Below are 15,146 nucleotides of genomic sequence, written 5' to 3'. Positions count from 1 at the left end.
TACGGGCTCGGTCCGGCGGGGAGGGGAAGAATACGGCTTCCGCGGACGCTGCACTGTTCGGCGTTCGGACCGGCCGGCGTTCGGCCGGCCCCGCCGGCCCGGACGCCCCCATGACCCGGCTGACCGAGGAGCGTGGACCGTGACCAGAGGACACCGCATCACCGTCGAACGGAGCGAGCGGCACGTGCGCGTGGTGCACGGCGGGGAGGTCCTGGCCGAGAGCGACCGGGCACTGGTGCTGCACGAGACGGGCTTGCCCGCGCGGTACTACATCCCGCCCCAGGACGTACGGCTCGACCTGCTGACCTCGTCCGAGACCCATACCCACTGCCCCTTCAAGGGCACCGCGTCCTACTGGTCGCGCCCGGACGCGCCCGATCTCGCCTGGGCGTACCCGGACCCGAAACCGGACGTCGTCGACGTCAAGGACCACCTGTGCTTCTACGACGTGGAGGTCCTATGAGACACGGAAGTCCGATGATCGGATAGAAGGGTTGCGATTGTCGGACGCGCGGCCCGCCTCACCGACGATCGGGCCTCAGTGCGGCAGTCTGCGGTGACATGGACAAGAACATCGTTTCGCGTGACGGCACCCACATCGCCCACGAGAGCGCCGGGCGGGGTTCCGTGGTCGTCCTCGTCAGCGGCGCGATGTCGACGGGCGCCACGGTGGCACCGCTGGCCGCCCCGCTCTCGGAGCGGTTCCGGGTCGTCGTGTACGACCGCCGGGGCCGCGGGGCGAGCGGGGACCGGCTGCCGTACGCGGTGGAACGCGAGATCGAGGACCTGGCGGCGCTGATCGAGGCGGTGGGCGGACAGGCGTCGCTGTACGGCGTCTCCTCGGGTGGCGCGCTGGCGCTGCACGCGGCGGCGAGCGGTCTGCCGGTGCGCCATGTCGCCGTGTACGAGACGCCGTACGCGACGTCGGAGGAGGACCTGAGGGAGCGCGCCCGGTACACCGAGCGCCTGGCGGAGGCACTGGGCGAGGGGCGCCGCGGAGACGCGGTGGAGCTCTTCCTCCACCTCACCGGGCTGAGCGAGGCGGTGATCCAGGGTGCCCGCCAGTCCCCCCTGTGGGCCGGGATGGAGTCGATCGCGCCGAGCCTCGCGTACGACGACGCGGTCATGGGCGACGGCGGTGTCCCGGTGAAGCTGCTGGCGTCGGTCCCCGTACCGGTGCTGTCCATCGCGGGCGACGCGAGCCCGGCCTGGATGCGCGAGGCCGCCCGGGCCATCGCGGACGCCGTCCCCCGGGGCACCTGCCGCACCCTGCCCGGCCAGACCCACATGGTCGAACCGGACGTCCTGGCCCCGGTGCTGGCGGAGTTCTTCGGCCGGTGAGGGACCGGAGGAGGCCGGGCCTCTCGCCCTCGGTCCTCCGCCACTCCCTGTGGCGGAGGACCGTACGGACGGTTTCCCTTTTCTCAGGCGGCGAGCACGGGCAGATCTGGTGGCCGGGGCCCGGCGCCGCCTGCCGCACAGCCTCCTGGCGGCGGATCGCCCCCGCCATGTACCAGCTCGAACCAGACGCTCTTGCCGCCCACCCCGAACACCGCCTCCCCGAGCCCGCATCCGCCCCAGTCGTCGGCCAGCAGGTCGAGAATCAGCAGTCCCCGGCCCCGCTCCTCGTCCGGCCCGCCCGGCACCAACGACACGGGGAAATCGGGGCAGGTGTCCGTGACACTGACGCGTAGCACGGGGTTGGCCCAGCACAGCCGCACGGTGGCGGGACCGAGAGAGTAGCGCACGGCGTTGGTGGCCAGCTCCGAGGTGAGCAGTTCCGCCCGGTCGATGAACTCACCCAGCCCGTGCACACCGAGCACCGCCTTGAGCGTCGTACGGGCGACGGCGGGTCCGCGTGCGTCGCGGGGAAAGTGCAGCTCGTACTCCCAGGGTTCGGCGAACGGGATGAGAGGCGGGCCGGGGATCGTGGATTCCTGCCGGCCTGCGGGTTCGGGCGTCTGCTCGTGTTCCGGTTCCGCATTCTTCACGCGGCACCTCCTTGTGCGTGTGCGCGATGCGACGAGTCACGGTTCGGTTCGTTGAAGTGGTTGGAGCGGTGATGCCGTGTGCCGCCCACGCCGCGCCCCCACGGGTTCGCGGCGGTGGCCTGCCGCCCGCCCCTCGCCCCGTCGGGCCCGGACAGGAGTTGAGGCGGGGGTGCGCTTCCTCCGAGGAGGGACCGGGAAGGGTGGCGTGGGTCATACGCTAGCGGGAAAAATAAAACGCGTGCTACCAAATTCGCCAAAACGGGTTTTAGCACTAGGTTTCGATGGACACTGCACGTCACTCTCGGCAAACTGTGCGCGCGAGCAAGGAGTTGTTCATGGCACCACGGCACCACCCGAGCATCCGGCAACGCCGGTTCGGGGCCGAACTACGGCGACTACGCGAAGCCGCCGGCATGACCGCACCTGTAGCCGCGACGCGGCTCGGAGTGGATCGCACCATGATCTCGAACATCGAGTCAGGGCGGTTCGGCATCAGCGATGAGCGACTACGGCGCCTTGCGAGTATCTACGAGTGCAACGACCCTGATTTGATTGATGCGTTGGCCTCAATGACCGGCGGACGGCCGAAAGGCTGGTGGGACGAGTACCGAGGGAAGATCCCACCGGACTTCCTCGACGTTGCGGAGCTGGAGCACCACGCCACCGCCCTCAGAACCCTTCAGACCGCGCACATCCCGGGGATCTTCCAGACAGAGGATCATGCTCGATCTCTCTTCGACCTGTTCGTTCCAGCGCTGCCCCGCTTGGAAGTCGAATTGCGAGTGGCCCAGCGACTCGGCCGCCATCGAGCAGTAGCGGACAACCCAGGGGTGCCATACGCGGGTTACGTCCATGAGGCGGCCCTGCGCATGCGGATCGGAGGACGACAGATCGCCAAAGCCCAACTGTGCCGCCTCCTCGAAGAAAGCGAACGCGACAACGTTCAGCTCCTCGTGATCCCCTTCACCGCAGAGGGCTTCCCCATGGCAGGGGACACAGTGATGTACGCATCAGCGCCCAACCCTCACCTGGACACCGTGCAGGTGGACTCCCCCACAGGCGCCGTCTTCTTCGACTCCCCCACCCATCTGGCCAACTTCCGCGCGCGGCTGGACTTGGTCGAACGGGTGGCGTTGAATCCGAGGGCATCGAGGGACTTCATCCTCGACGTCATCGGAGACCTGTAAGAGGTACCAGTCTTGTCCGATTTGAAATGGTTCAAGTCCTCGTTCTCCGAGGCTTCCGGCAACGCCTGCATAGAGGTTGCGGTCCACGACAGCGAACGGATGGCGATCCGGGACAGCGTCCGCCCCACCCTGGCCTTCGCCATCGGCCGGACGGCGTTCTCCTTGTTCGTCAATGCCGCCCGAGCCGGGGCCGTAAGCCACGTAGGTCTCTAACGACCACGCACCACAGGCATTCACTCAAAGACACAGGCGCCGGTGGCCGCATAGCGTGCGGGACGTGCACGGGTGGAAAACCGTGTGGTCGCAAGACTTGGTGTGTCGGTATCGTCCGGTATTCCGATCAGCCGTTTCCGCGGTTCTCGACGTACGGGGAGCAGTATCGATGACCGTCCGACAGGCGACGACGACGCTGTGGCGTCCGACCGGGCCCAAGGAGCTGGAGCTGGTCCGGGAGTCGGGGTGGCGGGCCTGGCCGCCCCGGTTGCCCGAGCAGCCGGTCTTCTATCCGGTCCTCGACGAGGACTACGCGATCAGGATCGCCCGGGACTGGAACGTGAAGCACGACGGTGCCGGGTTCGTCACCCGCTTCGAGGTCGAGTCGGAGTTCCTCGCCCGGTATCCCGTGCAGCAGGCGGGCGGGCGGACCATCCTCGAGCTGTGGGTTCCGGCCGGGGAACTCGACGAGTTCAACGCCCACATCGTCGGTGAGATCCAACTCGTCCACGAGTTCCCCGCACAGCCGCAGGACCATTGACGGGGCGAGGAAGCCGTGACGGGTGTGCAGGCGCCGGCACCCGCCCGCCGTTTCCGGTGACCGTGACGATCACCCGCGTCCAGAGGGGATACTCCACCTTCCCAAAAGCGTGAGCACTCCGGGCCCCACTGTCACTTTGGCGCTCATTCGAGCGTCAAAGTGACAGTCGCCCGCCAACTGCTCACGGTTTTCGACCAGCTCACCGTGCCGACCCCGTCGGACGCCCCGGTGTCAGACCGCCGTGGGCGTCTTCGTCGTACGGGACGTCGTGGCGATGGTGGCGGAGCCGACCACTCGGGTGCCGGCGTAGAGGACGATCGCCTGGCCGGGGGCCACGCCGCGGACCGGCTCCTTGAACGACACCTCCAGGGTGCCGTCGATGAGCTCGGCGGTGACCTCGGTCTCGTCGCCGTGGGCGCGGAGCTGGGCGGTGTAGGTGCCGGGGCCGGTCGGGGCGGTGCCGCACCAGCGGGGCTCGATCGCGGTGAGCGCGCCGACATCGAGGGAGTCCGCGGGGCCGACGGTGACCGTGTTGGTCACCGGGGAGATGTCGAGGACGTAGCGGGGCTTGCCGTCGGGGGCGGGGGTGCCGATCCGCAGGCCCTTGCGCTGGCCGATGGTGAAGCCGTGGGCGCCCTCGTGCGTGCCGACCCTGACGCCGGACTCGTCGACGATGTCGCCCTCGGCCCGGCCCAGCCGGTTCGCGAGGAAGCCCTGGGTGTCGCCGTCGGCGATGAAGCAGATGTCGTGCGAGTCGGGCTTCTTGGCCACCGCCAGTCCCCTGCGCTCGGCCTCCGCGCGGATCTCGTCCTTGGTGGTGACCGTGTCGCCGAGCGGGAACATCGCGTGGGCGAGCTGCCGGTCGTCCAGCACCCCCAGGACGTACGACTGGTCCTTGGCCATGTCGGAGGCGCGGTGCAGTTCGCGCGTGCCGTCGGACAGGGTGACCACGCGCGCGTAGTGGCCGGTGGCCACGGCGTCGAAGCCGAGGGCCAGGGCCTTGTCGAGCAGCGCGGCGAACTTGATCTTCTCGTTGCAGCGCAGGCACGGGTTGGGGGTGCGGCCGGCCTCGTACTCGGCGACGAAGTTCTCCACGACGTCCTCGCGGAAGCGGTCGGCGAGGTCCCACACGTAGAACGGGATGCCGATGACGTCCGCGGCACGGCGGGCGTCGCGCGAGTCCTCGATGGTGCAGCAGCCCCGCGCGCCCGTGCGGAAGGACTGGGGGTTCGCGGAGAGCGCGAGGTGGACGCCGGTCACGTCGTGGCCCGCTTCGGCGGCACGGGCGGCGGCCACGGCGGAGTCGACGCCGCCGGACATGGCGGCCAGTACCCGGAGGGGGCGGGGGCGGGAGGGCTGCGGGATCTCAGTCATAACCGTTCCAGGGTACGGGGAACGGGAACCAGAGCCACCGGGTATCCGTTGTTGATCGCATGGGGGAAAGAAGAGCTTCCACGGACCGGGCCGGCAAGGACGGGGACCGTCGCATCGGCCGGCGGGCCCTGATCGTCGGCGGGGTGGCCGCCGCCGCGGGTACGGCCGTGCTGGCGCGGGACGAGCTGGGCCGCCTGTGGTGGCGGATGCCCGGGGTCGAGAAGCCGCGCAAGCAGGGCGTGGTCGACTTCGCGGGCGCCCGCTGGGTGGCGGCCTCGGACGCCAACTGGCGGCGCGCGGACCGACCCGACGACTTCGATATCGACATGGTGATCGTCCATGTCACGCAGGGCAGTTTCGACAGCGCGGTACGGGCCTTCCAGGACCCGGGGCACCAGGCGTCCACGCACTACATCGTCGGGCAGGACGGGCGCATCACGCAGATGATCCGCGAGCTGGACGTGGCCTACCAGGCGGGCAACCGCGCATACAACGAGCGCAGTATCGGCATCGAGCACGAGGGCTTCGTGGACCGGCCGCAGGACCTGACGGACGAGATGTACGAGGCCTCGGCCCGGCTCACGGCCCGGATATGCGCGCGCTACGACATACCCGTCGACCGGAAGCACATCATCGGGCACATCGAGGTGCCGGGCACCGACCACACCGACCCGGGGCCGCACTGGGACTGGGACCGCTACATGAAGCTCGTGCGTCAGGCGCTCACGGCGACGGCCTGACTCCGCCACCCGAAAACTGGACAAAAAATCTCAACCCACCCCCTTCCATCCAGAAATGGGCGTTCTATCATAAGAACAGGCCTACGGGATGAGTGAGGGAGTTCGACCGGAGTAGCCGACTTCAGCGCGAAGTTTCGACTTCCGCTGGTGCCGACGTCGACGGTCGTGCTGAGAGGCCGGAAGGTCGCAGGACAGGACCGGAAGGCGACCCCTAGTCACCTGATCCGGGTCATACCGGCGAAGGGAACCCGTCTCGTAGGTCGTTGTCGCGCCCGGAGGGCCGGGCGGTCTCGTTCGGATCGGCCGTTCGTCGTTCCGGCTGCGGGCGCGGGCCCGGTCGCGCGTCCGGTCCGGAAGCAGCGGCTCGATCCGTCCCCCGCGCGTCGTGCTTCTCACGGCTGGTGAGGACCTGGTCCATGTGGGTCTGCGCCCACTGCCTGAGCCCGCGTGTCAGGTGGTGGAGCGAGAGGCCGAGGTCGGTCAGCTCGTAGGTGACGGTAACGGGAACCGTGGGCGTCACGGTGCGGGTGAGCAAGCCGTCGCGTTCGAGGGCTCGCAGGGTCTGGGTCAGCATCTTCTGGCTGACACCGACCAGCAGCCGGGCGAGTTCGGAGTAGCGCATCGCTTTCGGGGCGCGCGATGCGCCGGGGTGCTCTTCGGACGCGTCACCACCCAGCGCACACAGGATCAGGACGACCCACTTGTCCGAGATCCGGTCGAGGAGCTGACGGCTGGGGCACACCGCCAGGAACGCGTTGTACTCCGCCTTGCCCTGCGCCCTTTTCTCGGCCTTCGTCGTCGTCACCGATCTCACCGTCCGCTTCTGGGGAAGTTACGCACTTCAGAGTGCCTACTTCCCGAAGGGAAGCAGCTCTCCCATGCTGGTGCAAGGGGGACGGAGACACCACCCCTGACAAGAAGCGAAAGGCACTGCGATGGAGACCGCCTTCACACCTCCTCTTCCCGGCGGAACCTGGACGCTGGGCGACTCGACCGTCACCCGGTTCGGCTACGGCGCGATGCAACTCGCCGGCCCGTGGGTCATGGGGCCGCCCGCCGACCACGACGGCGCCCTGGCCGTCCTGCGCAAGGCGGTCGGCCTCGGGATCACCCACATCGACACCAGCGACGCCTACGGCCCGCGCATCACGAACGAGCTGATCCGCGAAGCGCTGCACCCCTACCCGGAGTCGCTGTTCATCGCCACCAAGGTGGGCGCGACCCGCGACGCGCAGGGCGGCTGGCCCACCGCCCGGCGCCCCGAAGACCTGCGCAAGCAGGTCCACGAGAACCTCGACTCCCTCGGTGTCGAGACCCTCGACCTGGTCAACATGCGCATGGGCGACGCCCAGGGCCCCCGGCCCGGCTCGATCGCCGAAGCGCTCGAGACACTCGTCGACCTCCAGCGAGACGGTCTGATCCGCCACCTCGGCGTCAGCAATGTCACTGCGGAGCAGGTCGCCGAGGCGCGCGGCATCACCCCGATCGTGTGCGTGCAGAACATGTACAACCTCGCCCACCGCCACGACGACGACCTCGTCGATCGCCTCGCCGCCGCCCGCATCGCCTACGTGCCGTTCTTCCCCCTGGGCGGCTTCACGCCACTCCAGTCCGAGACCCTCTCGCAGGTCGCGAGCCGGCTGGAGGCGACGCCGATGTCGGTCGCGCTGGCCTGGCTGATGCGACGCTCGCCGAACATCCTGCTCATCCCCGGCACCTCGTCCACCGCCCATCTGCGCGAGAACATCGCAGGCGCCGGGCTCTCCCTCTCCGACGAGGACGTGGCCGAACTGAACGGCATCGGCCACTGAAGCACGCACAGGCCGTCGGCCGCACCGACGAGCTCGTGCACGGTAGGCGGTTTTGCCCGGGTTGTCGGGTGGACCGGAGGGGGATGCCCGGGGTGTGGAGTCCGGCAGGGCACGTCATGGCCGTCTTCCCGTAACGGGTCGCGATACCGCGCCCTTGCCCGAGCCGGTTGACTCACCGCTCGACGGTGTTGCGCTGCTGGTGTGTCTCACGGTCGAAGGCCGGCGGTCTGCCGCCCCGGCCGCCGCGACGCGGCCTGTGGCCTCGCCGGTTCGCGGGGACGGGGATCACCGCACGGATGTCGCGTTTTCGCAGGTGGTCGCGGAGCGCGCGGGAGGAGTACGCCAAGGGGAGGTGAAGGCCGGTGGGAGCTGACCATCGGGGCGCGTGCCGAGCCTTTGAGTATGCCCGGGCCTGAGAGCCCCGTGGACAAGGCGAGGCTGACTCACGCCCAGCAGTGTGGGCATGAAGGGTTCAAGACCCGGTGCAGATCTGTCTGTATCGGCATCGAAACGGTCCGGTTGGTGCGGACGGGTCCGTCTGCGGCCGCCGGGCGTCGGCCGCCGGGCGTCGGCCGCCGGGCGTCGGTCAACGGCCCACCCGAACCGACGATCCGGTGCTCTTGAACGAAACCGCCTAGAGCCTGTCCGGCGGATCAAGTCGGAGGTAATCGGCGGTGTCCGTCCATCTGGGACAAGTGGGGTCTGGTGCGTTCAGCTGCAAGGCGGAGGAGGGCGCCGACGCGATGGGGGCCCCTCCCGCGCATGGGGGTCCCTCCCGCTCGAGCGCAGCCGAGAGTGGGGGAGCAGCCGAGCGTGGGGGAGTCGGCAACCGACGACAACGCCGCTGGGGGTCCCCCCTGCTCGAAGAGCTCGGGGGAGAGCGTGCCAGACCCCACGTCTCCGGCATGATCCGCCGGACAGGCCCTAGGTCAGCCCCGCCGCCCGCGCGCGTTCCACCGCCGGTCCGATGGCCTTGGCCACGGCTTGGACGTCGGCCCCGGTGGAGGTGTGGCCGAGGGAGAAGCGCAGGGTGCCGCGGGCCAGGTCCGGGTCGGTGCCGGTGGCCAGGAGGACGTGGCTGGGCTGGGCGACGCCGGCGGTGCAGGCGGAGCCGGTGGAGCACTCGATGCCCTGCGCGTCGAGCAGGAGCAGCAGGGAGTCGCCCTCACAGCCGGGGAACGTGAAGTGGGCGTTGGCCGGAAGCCGTCCCCCGGGCGCGGGGTCGCCGCCCAGGACGGCGTTCGGGACGGCCTCGCGGACCGCGGCGACCAGGTCGTCGCGGAGCGCGCCGATCTCGCGGGCGAACCATTCCCGCTGCTCGGCGGCGAGCCGGCCGGCGACGGCGAAGGAGGCGACGGCGGGTACGTCGAGCGTGCCGGAGCGGACGTGCCGCTCCTGACCGCCGCCGTGCAGCACCGGCACGGGGGTGTGCTCACGGCCCAGGACCAGCGCTCCGATGCCGTACGGGCCGCCGATCTTGTGGCCCGAGACGGTCATCGCGGCGAGCCCGGAGGAGGCGAAGTCCACGGGCACCTGGCCGAAGGCCTGGACGGCGTCGGAGTGCAGCGGGACACCGAACTCGGCGGCGGCCTCGGCGAGTTCGCGGACCGGCAGGATCGTCCCGATCTCGTTGTTGGCCCACATCGCGGTGGCCAGGGCCACGTCGTCGGGGTTGCGCGCGATCGCCTCGCGCAGGGCATCCGGGTGGACCCGGCCGTGGGAGTCGACGGGCAGGTACTCGACGACGGCGCCCTCGTGCTCACCGAGCCAGTGGACGGCGTCCAGGACGGCATGGTGTTCGACGGGGCTGGCGAGAACCCGGATGCGGGCCGGGTCGGCGTCGCGCCGGGCCCAGTACAGGCCCTTCACGGCGAGGTTGTCGGCCTCGGTCCCGCCGGAGGTGAAGACCACCTCGCTGGGACGGGCGCCGAGGGCTTCGGCGAGGGCTTCGCGGGCTTCCTCGACACTCCGGCGGGCACGTCGGCCGGCGGCGTGGAGGGAGGAGGCGTTGCCGGTGACGCCGAGGTGCTCGGTGAGTGCCTCGACCGCCTCGGGAAGCATCGGGGTGGTCGCGGCGTGGTCGAGGTAAGCCATGGTGGGACCGATTCTACGGGCCGCGCCCGGCGACCCCGGGGCACGGTCGGCCGGGAACCGGCACGCCTGTTCACATGCCCCGCGCCGGCCGCACCGCGAAGAACCGCTCAGCCCAGGCGCACCCGGGCGAGCTGGCGGGACTGGGCGACCAGTCGGTCCGCGCTGTCCCAGACCTCGGCGTCCTCCTCGAGGAAACCGCCGGCGAGGTTGCGGGTGGTGATCGACACCCGCAGCGGGCCGGGCGCCGGGCGGGAGCGGACGTGCGCCGTCAGTTCGACCGTGGGGACCCAGCCCTTGAGCCCGAGCTCGAAGGCGGTCGGAGGCAGTGCGTCCACCGCGAGGAGCAGGGAGAGCGGATCGTGGTCCCGGCCGTCGGCGAGCCCGAACCAGGCGCGCATCTCTCCCTTGCCGGAGGGCTTCCCGAGGGCCCAGCCGAGGGTCGACGGATCGAGCTTGAGCATCAGCCGGTCCGTGATGGCGGAGCTGCCGTCGACGGGGGCCGGACCGTCCTCGGGGCCGAAGCACTGGTCCATGGGCGGTATCGCGGGTGGCTCGGCCGACGTACGGACGTCGTCGGGGAGGGCGTCCAGGTCGCCGTAGGAGGCCAGGAGACGGATGCGCTCGACCTCACGCCCCTGGTCGTCGGTCTGGAAGAGGGACGCCTGGCCGGTCGAGAGGGTGCGTCCGGTGCGTACGGTCTGGGTACGGACGACCGCCGGGCCCGGCTGGGAGGCGGTCAGGTAGTGCGCGGAGAGGGTGAACGGGTCCGCGTGCGGCAGGGCGTCGGCGAGGGCGCGGCCCAGTACGGCCAGCAGATAACCGCCGTTGACGGCCCTGATGATCGTCCAGCCGGCGGAGAGGTCGACGTCGTAGACGCCCGGTTCACGGGGCGTGACCGCGGTGTCGCGATCGAACTCACTGTCACCGACGGTGGCCCGGAGGGCCGGGGCGGAGGCTGCTTCTGGCATGGATGAACAGTACAAGAGTCACCTACTAAGCGGTAGCTTTGGGTCCTGGTCCACCCCTCACCCCTCCCCTACTCCTCCTCGCGGACCGCCGAGCGACGCTGCCACGCGCGGGGGGCCCGCCAGTGGTACCGGAGTGCCAGCAGCCGCAGCATGAACGCCGTGATCACGGCGAAACTGCTGGTGAACGCGTTCAGCACGTCGAAGTGGATACACAGGGCCACCATCGTGGCGCCGACCATCGCCGGTACCGCGTACAGGTCGCGGTCCCAGCGCAGCAGCGAGGGCACCTCGTTGGCGAGCACGTCCCGCAGCACACCGCCACCCACCGCGGTGACCAGGCCCAGGCAGGCGGAAGCGGCCGGGCTGAGCCCGTAGTCGTACGCCTTGGCGGTGCCGACGACGCAGAACAGGCCGAGCCCCGCGGCGTCGAAGAAGTTGACGGCGTTCTGGATTCGCTCGACGTGCGGGTGGAGGAAGAAGACCAGCGCCACGGCCAGCAGCGGGGTCACGAAGTATCCGAGGTCCGTGAAGGCGGCGGGCGGCACAGCGCCGATGACCACATCGCGGAAGAGCCCGCCGCCCAGGGCGGTGGCCTCGGCGAGGACCGCGATGCCGAAGACGTCGAGGTTCTTGTGAACGGCCAGCAGGGCGCCCGAGATCGCGAAGACGAAGATACCGATCAGGTCGAGCGCGTGCAGGAGGGACGGGCTGAAGAGTTGCTGAAGCACCTTGACATTCTTACTCAGCAAGGACCCCTCGCCTTACAAAGCAAGGCGAGGGGCAAGGGTCGATACGAACGTGCTGTCCGGGGACCGGTCGCCGCTGGATCAGACCCGCGGTCCGGTCGTCCGGCGACCGCCGGGCTGTCCGCGAAGGTGCGAACCGATCCGGGCGGGCACCGGGCGGTAGCCCGAAGGGTTCCGGAGCACCGGACGGTTGCTTCGTCCGGTGCTCCAGGAATCCGGTAATCCGGTACTTCGGTACTTCGGGAAATACGGCGGTCCGTCAGGCGGTCCCGGCCGGGCCCTTGCCGGACGCGTCCGGCCCCGTGACGTCGTGGTCCTTCGCGATGGCATCGGCCGTCGAGTCGCTCGGGACCTCGACCGCTGCCGGCACCTTCTCCTTGACCACCGCGGCGTCCGGCTTGGTCGTCGAGTCGGCCGGCAGGAGCGCGGCGGGAATCTCCGCTTCGCCCTCGGCCTGCTCCACCACCACGTCCTCGGTGGTCTCCGTGACGGCCTCGATGCCCGTCGGCCGGGTCGGTGTCAGCTCTCCCGACGCGATCTCGGCGGTGTAGTGGCAGGCCACCCGGTGACCGCCGCCGACGTCCTTCAGCTCCGGCCGTTCGGTCGCGCACTTCTCGGCCTGGGCCCAGGGGCAGCGGGTGTGGAAGCGGCAGCCGGCCGGCGGGTTCGCCGGGGAGGGCAGGTCGCCGGTGAGCAGGATGCGCTCGCGGCGGTCCTCCACCTCCGGGTCCGGCACCGGCACGGCCGACATCAGGGCCTTGGTGTACGGGTGCTTGGGCTCGGCGTACAGCGTGTCGCTCGGCGCCTCCTCGACCAGCGAGCCCAGGTACATCACGCCGATCACGTCGGAGATGTGCCGGACGACCGCGAGGTCGTGGGCGATGACCAGGTAGGTCAGACCGAGTTCCTCCTGGAGTTCCTCCAGGAGGTTGACGACCTGGGCCTGGATCGACACGTCGAGCGCGGAGACCGGCTCGTCGCAGATGATCACGTCCGGCTCGAGGACCAGCGCGCGGGCGATGCCGATGCGCTGGCGCTGACCGCCGGAGAACTCGTGCGGGTAGCGGGCGAGGGCGTTGGAGGGCAGGCCGACCCGCTCCAGGATCGCCTTGATCTTCTCGCGGCGCTCCTCCTGGTTCTTGCCGATGCCGTGGGCGACCATGCCCTCGGACAGGATCGACTCGATGTTCTGCCGGGGGTTGAGCGAGCCCAGCGGGTCCTGGAAGACCATCTGGAGCCGGCGCCGGAAGCGGCGCATCTCCTCGTTCGGCAGCTTCGCCAGGTCGGTGCCGTCGAGGACGACCGACCCCTCGGTGATGTCCACGAGCCGCAGCACCGACCGCCCGAGGGTGGTCTTGCCGCAGCCGGACTCGCCGACCAGGCCGTAGGTCTCGCCGGCCTCGACCTTCAGGGACACCCCGTCCACGGCGTAGACGTGCCCGACCGTACGGTCGAACAGCACGCCCTTCTTGATGGGGAAGTGGACCTTGACGCCGTCCAGTTCGAGCAGGCTCATGCGGGGACCTCCTCGGCCTTCGCGTCGTCGAGTACGGGGTTGACGCACCGCACCCGGTGATCGGCGGCACGCGGCTCGGCGAGCTGCGGGGTGCCGGTCAGGCAGCCCATCTCGTACCGGTCGCAGCGGGGCGCGAAGGCACAGCCGTCGACCCAGGCGACACGGTCGTTGATGGAGCCGCGGATGGGCTTGAGGGACTCGCCCCGGGGAGCGTCCAGGCGCGGGATGGAGCCCAGCAGTCCGTGCGTGTAGGGGTGGGTGGGGTGGGCGAACAGCTCGCGGCGCCCGGCGGACTCCACGGCCTTGCCCGCGTAGAGCACGTTGACCTGGTCGCAGATGCCGGCGACCACACCGAGGTCGTGGGTGATCATCAGCAGGGCGGTGCCCTGCTTGTCCACGAGTTCCTTGAGCAGCTCCAGGATCTGGGCCTGGATGGTCACGTCGAGGGCCGTGGTGGGCTCGTCGGCGATGAGCAGACTCGGGGCACAGGCCACCGCCATGGCGATCAGCGCGCGCTGGCGCATACCGCCGGAGAGCTGGTGCGGGTACTCCTTGAGCCGCCGGGTCGGGTCGGGGATACCGACCCGGTCCAGCAGGTGGGCGGCCTCCCTGCGGGCGGCCTCCCCCTTCATCCCGCGGTGGCGCTCCAGGATCTCGGTGACCTGCACGCCGATCGGCACGACCGGGTTGAGCGAGGACAGCGGGTCCTGGAAGATCATCGCCATCTTGCTGCCACGCAGGTCGCGACGGGCGGACGTGCTCATGGTGAACAGATCCGTGCCGTCGAATTCGGCGCGGCCGCCGACCGTGACGCCCTTGGGGGGCAACAGGCCCATCAGGGCCAGGGAGGTGACGGACTTTCCGCAGCCGGACTCGCCGACCAGGCCCACGACCTGGCCCTGGTCGACCTCGAAGGAGACGCCGTCGACCGCCCGGGACTCCTTGCGGCCGCGGCCGCCGAAGGTGACGGTCAGTTCGTCGACAGTGAGCAGAGACATGGTGGTTCAGCCTCTCAGCTTCGGGTCGAGGGCTTCCCGCATGGCCTCGCCGAGGAGGGTGAAGCCGAGGGCGGTGATGACGATGCCGACGGCAGGGTAGACCGACATCATCGGCGCGTTGTCGAAGAAGCGCTGTGCCTGGGCGAGCATGACGCCCCACTCGGGGATGGCCGGGTCGGGGTTGCCCAGGCCCAGGTAGGACAGGGCGGAGGCCTCGATGATCGCGGTGGCCAGGGAGAGCGTGGCCTGCACGATCACCGGGCTGAGCGAGTTGGGGATGATCTGCGAGACCACGATGCGCCGCTTGCGCACGCCCAGGGACTTGGCCGCGAGCACGTAGTCCGCGCCGCCCTGCGCCAGCATGGAGCCGCGCAGCAGCCGGGCGAACACCGGTATCTGGACGACACCCACGGCGATCATCACGGTGGTCAGTGACTGGCCCATGACGGCGGCGATGGAGACGGCCAGCAGCAGCGAGGGCATCGCCAGCATCATGTCGATGAAGCGCATGATGACGGAGTCGACGCGCTTTCCGGCGTCGCCGCCGAGGGTGGCGGCGGCTCCGGAGAGGCCGCCGATCAGGAAGCCGATGATCAGGCCGATGAGCGTGGCGACGACGCCGACGAGCAGCGTCTGGCGGGCGCCGACCAGTATGCGGGAGAACAGGTCCCGGCCGAGGTGGTCGATTCCGAACCAGTTCTCGCCGCGCGGGCCGACGAACTCGCCCCGGTTGGGGAAGACCTCGCCCCGCCAGGTCTGGGCCGTCGGGGCGTACGGGGTGAGGTAGGGCCCGACGATCGCGACGAGGACGAACAGGGCGATGACGGCCGCGCCGATGATCGCCATCTTGCTGCGCCGGAGACGGCGGAAGGCTTCCCGCCACAGGCTGGCGCCGGTGCTGGTCTCCTTGGTCGCGGTCAGTTCCGCGAGGCGCTGGATCTTTTCGGTCTTGGTTGCGACGCTCACG

Annotated in this window: 15 protein-coding genes and 1 pseudogene; 7 read left to right on the top strand and 9 right to left on the bottom strand. The window is 70.0% G+C overall.

Features of this window, described 5'->3' with window-relative positions; genetic code table 11:
- The first annotated feature begins 139 nt into the window (after positions 1–139).
- Complete coding sequence (locus V4Y04_RS26225) at positions 140–463, top strand: DUF427 domain-containing protein (RefSeq protein WP_332430785.1); 324 nt, start codon at positions 140–142, stop codon at positions 461–463.
- A 98-nt stretch (positions 464–561) separates the two neighbouring features.
- The gene (locus V4Y04_RS26220; protein ID WP_332430784.1) at positions 562–1,341 is read left to right on the top strand and encodes an alpha/beta fold hydrolase; all 780 of its coding nucleotides are present in this window, start codon (positions 562–564) and stop codon (positions 1,339–1,341) included.
- Between the two features lie 83 nt (positions 1,342–1,424).
- On the opposite strand, the gene V4Y04_RS26215 is transcribed toward V4Y04_RS26220, so the two are convergent.
- A complete protein-coding gene (locus V4Y04_RS26215) occupies positions 1,425–1,991 on the bottom strand; it encodes an ATP-binding protein (protein ID WP_332430783.1) in 567 nt (188 codons plus the stop codon).
- 335 nt (positions 1,992–2,326) lie between these two features.
- On the opposite strand from V4Y04_RS26215, the gene V4Y04_RS26210 reads away from it, so the two are divergent.
- The 3 genes from V4Y04_RS26210 to V4Y04_RS26200 all read left to right on the top strand — a co-directional run bounded on the left by V4Y04_RS26210 (position 2,327) and on the right by V4Y04_RS26200 (position 3,932).
- The gene (locus V4Y04_RS26210; protein WP_332430782.1) at positions 2,327–3,178 is read left to right on the top strand and encodes a helix-turn-helix domain-containing protein; all 852 of its coding nucleotides are present in this window, start codon (positions 2,327–2,329) and stop codon (positions 3,176–3,178) included.
- A 12-nt stretch (positions 3,179–3,190) separates the two neighbouring features.
- Positions 3,191–3,391, top strand: a complete 201-nt coding sequence (locus V4Y04_RS26205; RefSeq protein WP_332430781.1) for a DUF397 domain-containing protein — start codon at positions 3,191–3,193, stop codon at positions 3,389–3,391.
- A gap of 169 nt (positions 3,392–3,560) precedes the next feature.
- The gene (locus V4Y04_RS26200; protein ID WP_332430780.1) at positions 3,561–3,932 is read left to right on the top strand and encodes a hypothetical protein; all 372 of its coding nucleotides are present in this window, start codon (positions 3,561–3,563) and stop codon (positions 3,930–3,932) included.
- Positions 3,933–4,163: 231 nt separating this feature from the next.
- On the opposite strand, the gene mnmA is transcribed toward V4Y04_RS26200, so the two are convergent.
- Entirely contained in the window at positions 4,164–5,306 is a 1,143-nt protein-coding gene (mnmA, locus tag V4Y04_RS26195) for a tRNA 2-thiouridine(34) synthase MnmA (protein WP_332430779.1), read from the bottom strand.
- Between the two features lie 59 nt (positions 5,307–5,365).
- On the opposite strand from mnmA, the gene V4Y04_RS26190 reads away from it, so the two are divergent.
- On the top strand, positions 5,366–6,046 hold the full coding sequence (locus V4Y04_RS26190; RefSeq protein ID WP_332430778.1) for an N-acetylmuramoyl-L-alanine amidase: 681 nt from the start codon (positions 5,366–5,368) through the stop codon (positions 6,044–6,046).
- A 376-nt stretch (positions 6,047–6,422) separates the two neighbouring features.
- On the opposite strand, the pseudogene V4Y04_RS26185 reads toward V4Y04_RS26190, so the two are convergent.
- Positions 6,423–6,851, bottom strand: a pseudogene (locus V4Y04_RS26185) (winged helix-turn-helix transcriptional regulator); the annotation flags it as partial.
- 130 nt (positions 6,852–6,981) lie between these two features.
- Between V4Y04_RS26185 and V4Y04_RS26180 the strand changes: the two are divergent.
- Positions 6,982–7,857, top strand: coding sequence for an aldo/keto reductase family oxidoreductase (locus tag V4Y04_RS26180; RefSeq protein WP_332430777.1), 876 nt, complete (start codon positions 6,982–6,984; stop codon positions 7,855–7,857).
- Positions 7,858–8,781: 924 nt separating this feature from the next.
- Here V4Y04_RS26180 and V4Y04_RS26170 read toward each other — a convergent pair.
- The 6 genes from V4Y04_RS26170 to V4Y04_RS26145 all read right to left on the bottom strand — a co-directional run bounded on the left by V4Y04_RS26170 (position 8,782) and on the right by V4Y04_RS26145 (position 15,145).
- Positions 8,782–9,951 carry a cysteine desulfurase family protein gene (locus V4Y04_RS26170; protein WP_332430776.1) on the bottom strand — a complete coding sequence of 390 codons (1,170 nt, stop codon included), beginning with the start codon at positions 9,949–9,951 and terminating at the stop codon, positions 8,782–8,784.
- A 107-nt stretch (positions 9,952–10,058) separates the two neighbouring features.
- Positions 10,059–10,919: a thioesterase family protein gene (locus V4Y04_RS26165; protein WP_332430775.1), complete on the bottom strand. Its 861-nt coding sequence runs from the start codon at positions 10,917–10,919 to the stop codon at positions 10,059–10,061.
- A 68-nt stretch (positions 10,920–10,987) separates the two neighbouring features.
- Positions 10,988–11,647, bottom strand: coding sequence for a trimeric intracellular cation channel family protein (locus V4Y04_RS26160; RefSeq protein ID WP_332433006.1), 660 nt, complete (start codon positions 11,645–11,647; stop codon positions 10,988–10,990).
- 277 nt (positions 11,648–11,924) lie between these two features.
- Positions 11,925–13,181, bottom strand: coding sequence for an ABC transporter ATP-binding protein (locus tag V4Y04_RS26155; protein WP_332430774.1), 1,257 nt, complete (start codon positions 13,179–13,181; stop codon positions 11,925–11,927).
- Positions 13,178–14,179: an ABC transporter ATP-binding protein gene (locus V4Y04_RS26150; protein ID WP_332430773.1), complete on the bottom strand. Its 1,002-nt coding sequence runs from the start codon at positions 14,177–14,179 to the stop codon at positions 13,178–13,180. Before V4Y04_RS26150 ends, V4Y04_RS26155 begins: the two co-directional genes overlap by 4 nt.
- A 6-nt stretch (positions 14,180–14,185) precedes the next feature.
- On the bottom strand, positions 14,186–15,145 hold the full coding sequence (locus V4Y04_RS26145) for an ABC transporter permease (RefSeq protein WP_332430771.1): 960 nt from the start codon (positions 15,143–15,145) through the stop codon (positions 14,186–14,188).
- Between the last annotated feature and the right edge of the window lies 1 nt (position 15,146).

Source organism: Streptomyces sp. P9-A2 (assembly GCF_036634175.1).
In the GTDB taxonomy this organism is placed as follows: Bacteria; Actinomycetota; Actinomycetes; order Streptomycetales; family Streptomycetaceae; genus Streptomyces; species Streptomyces pratens.
The sequence above is the reverse complement of the archived record's forward strand: the minus strand, read 5'-3'. Positions and strand labels throughout refer to the sequence as shown.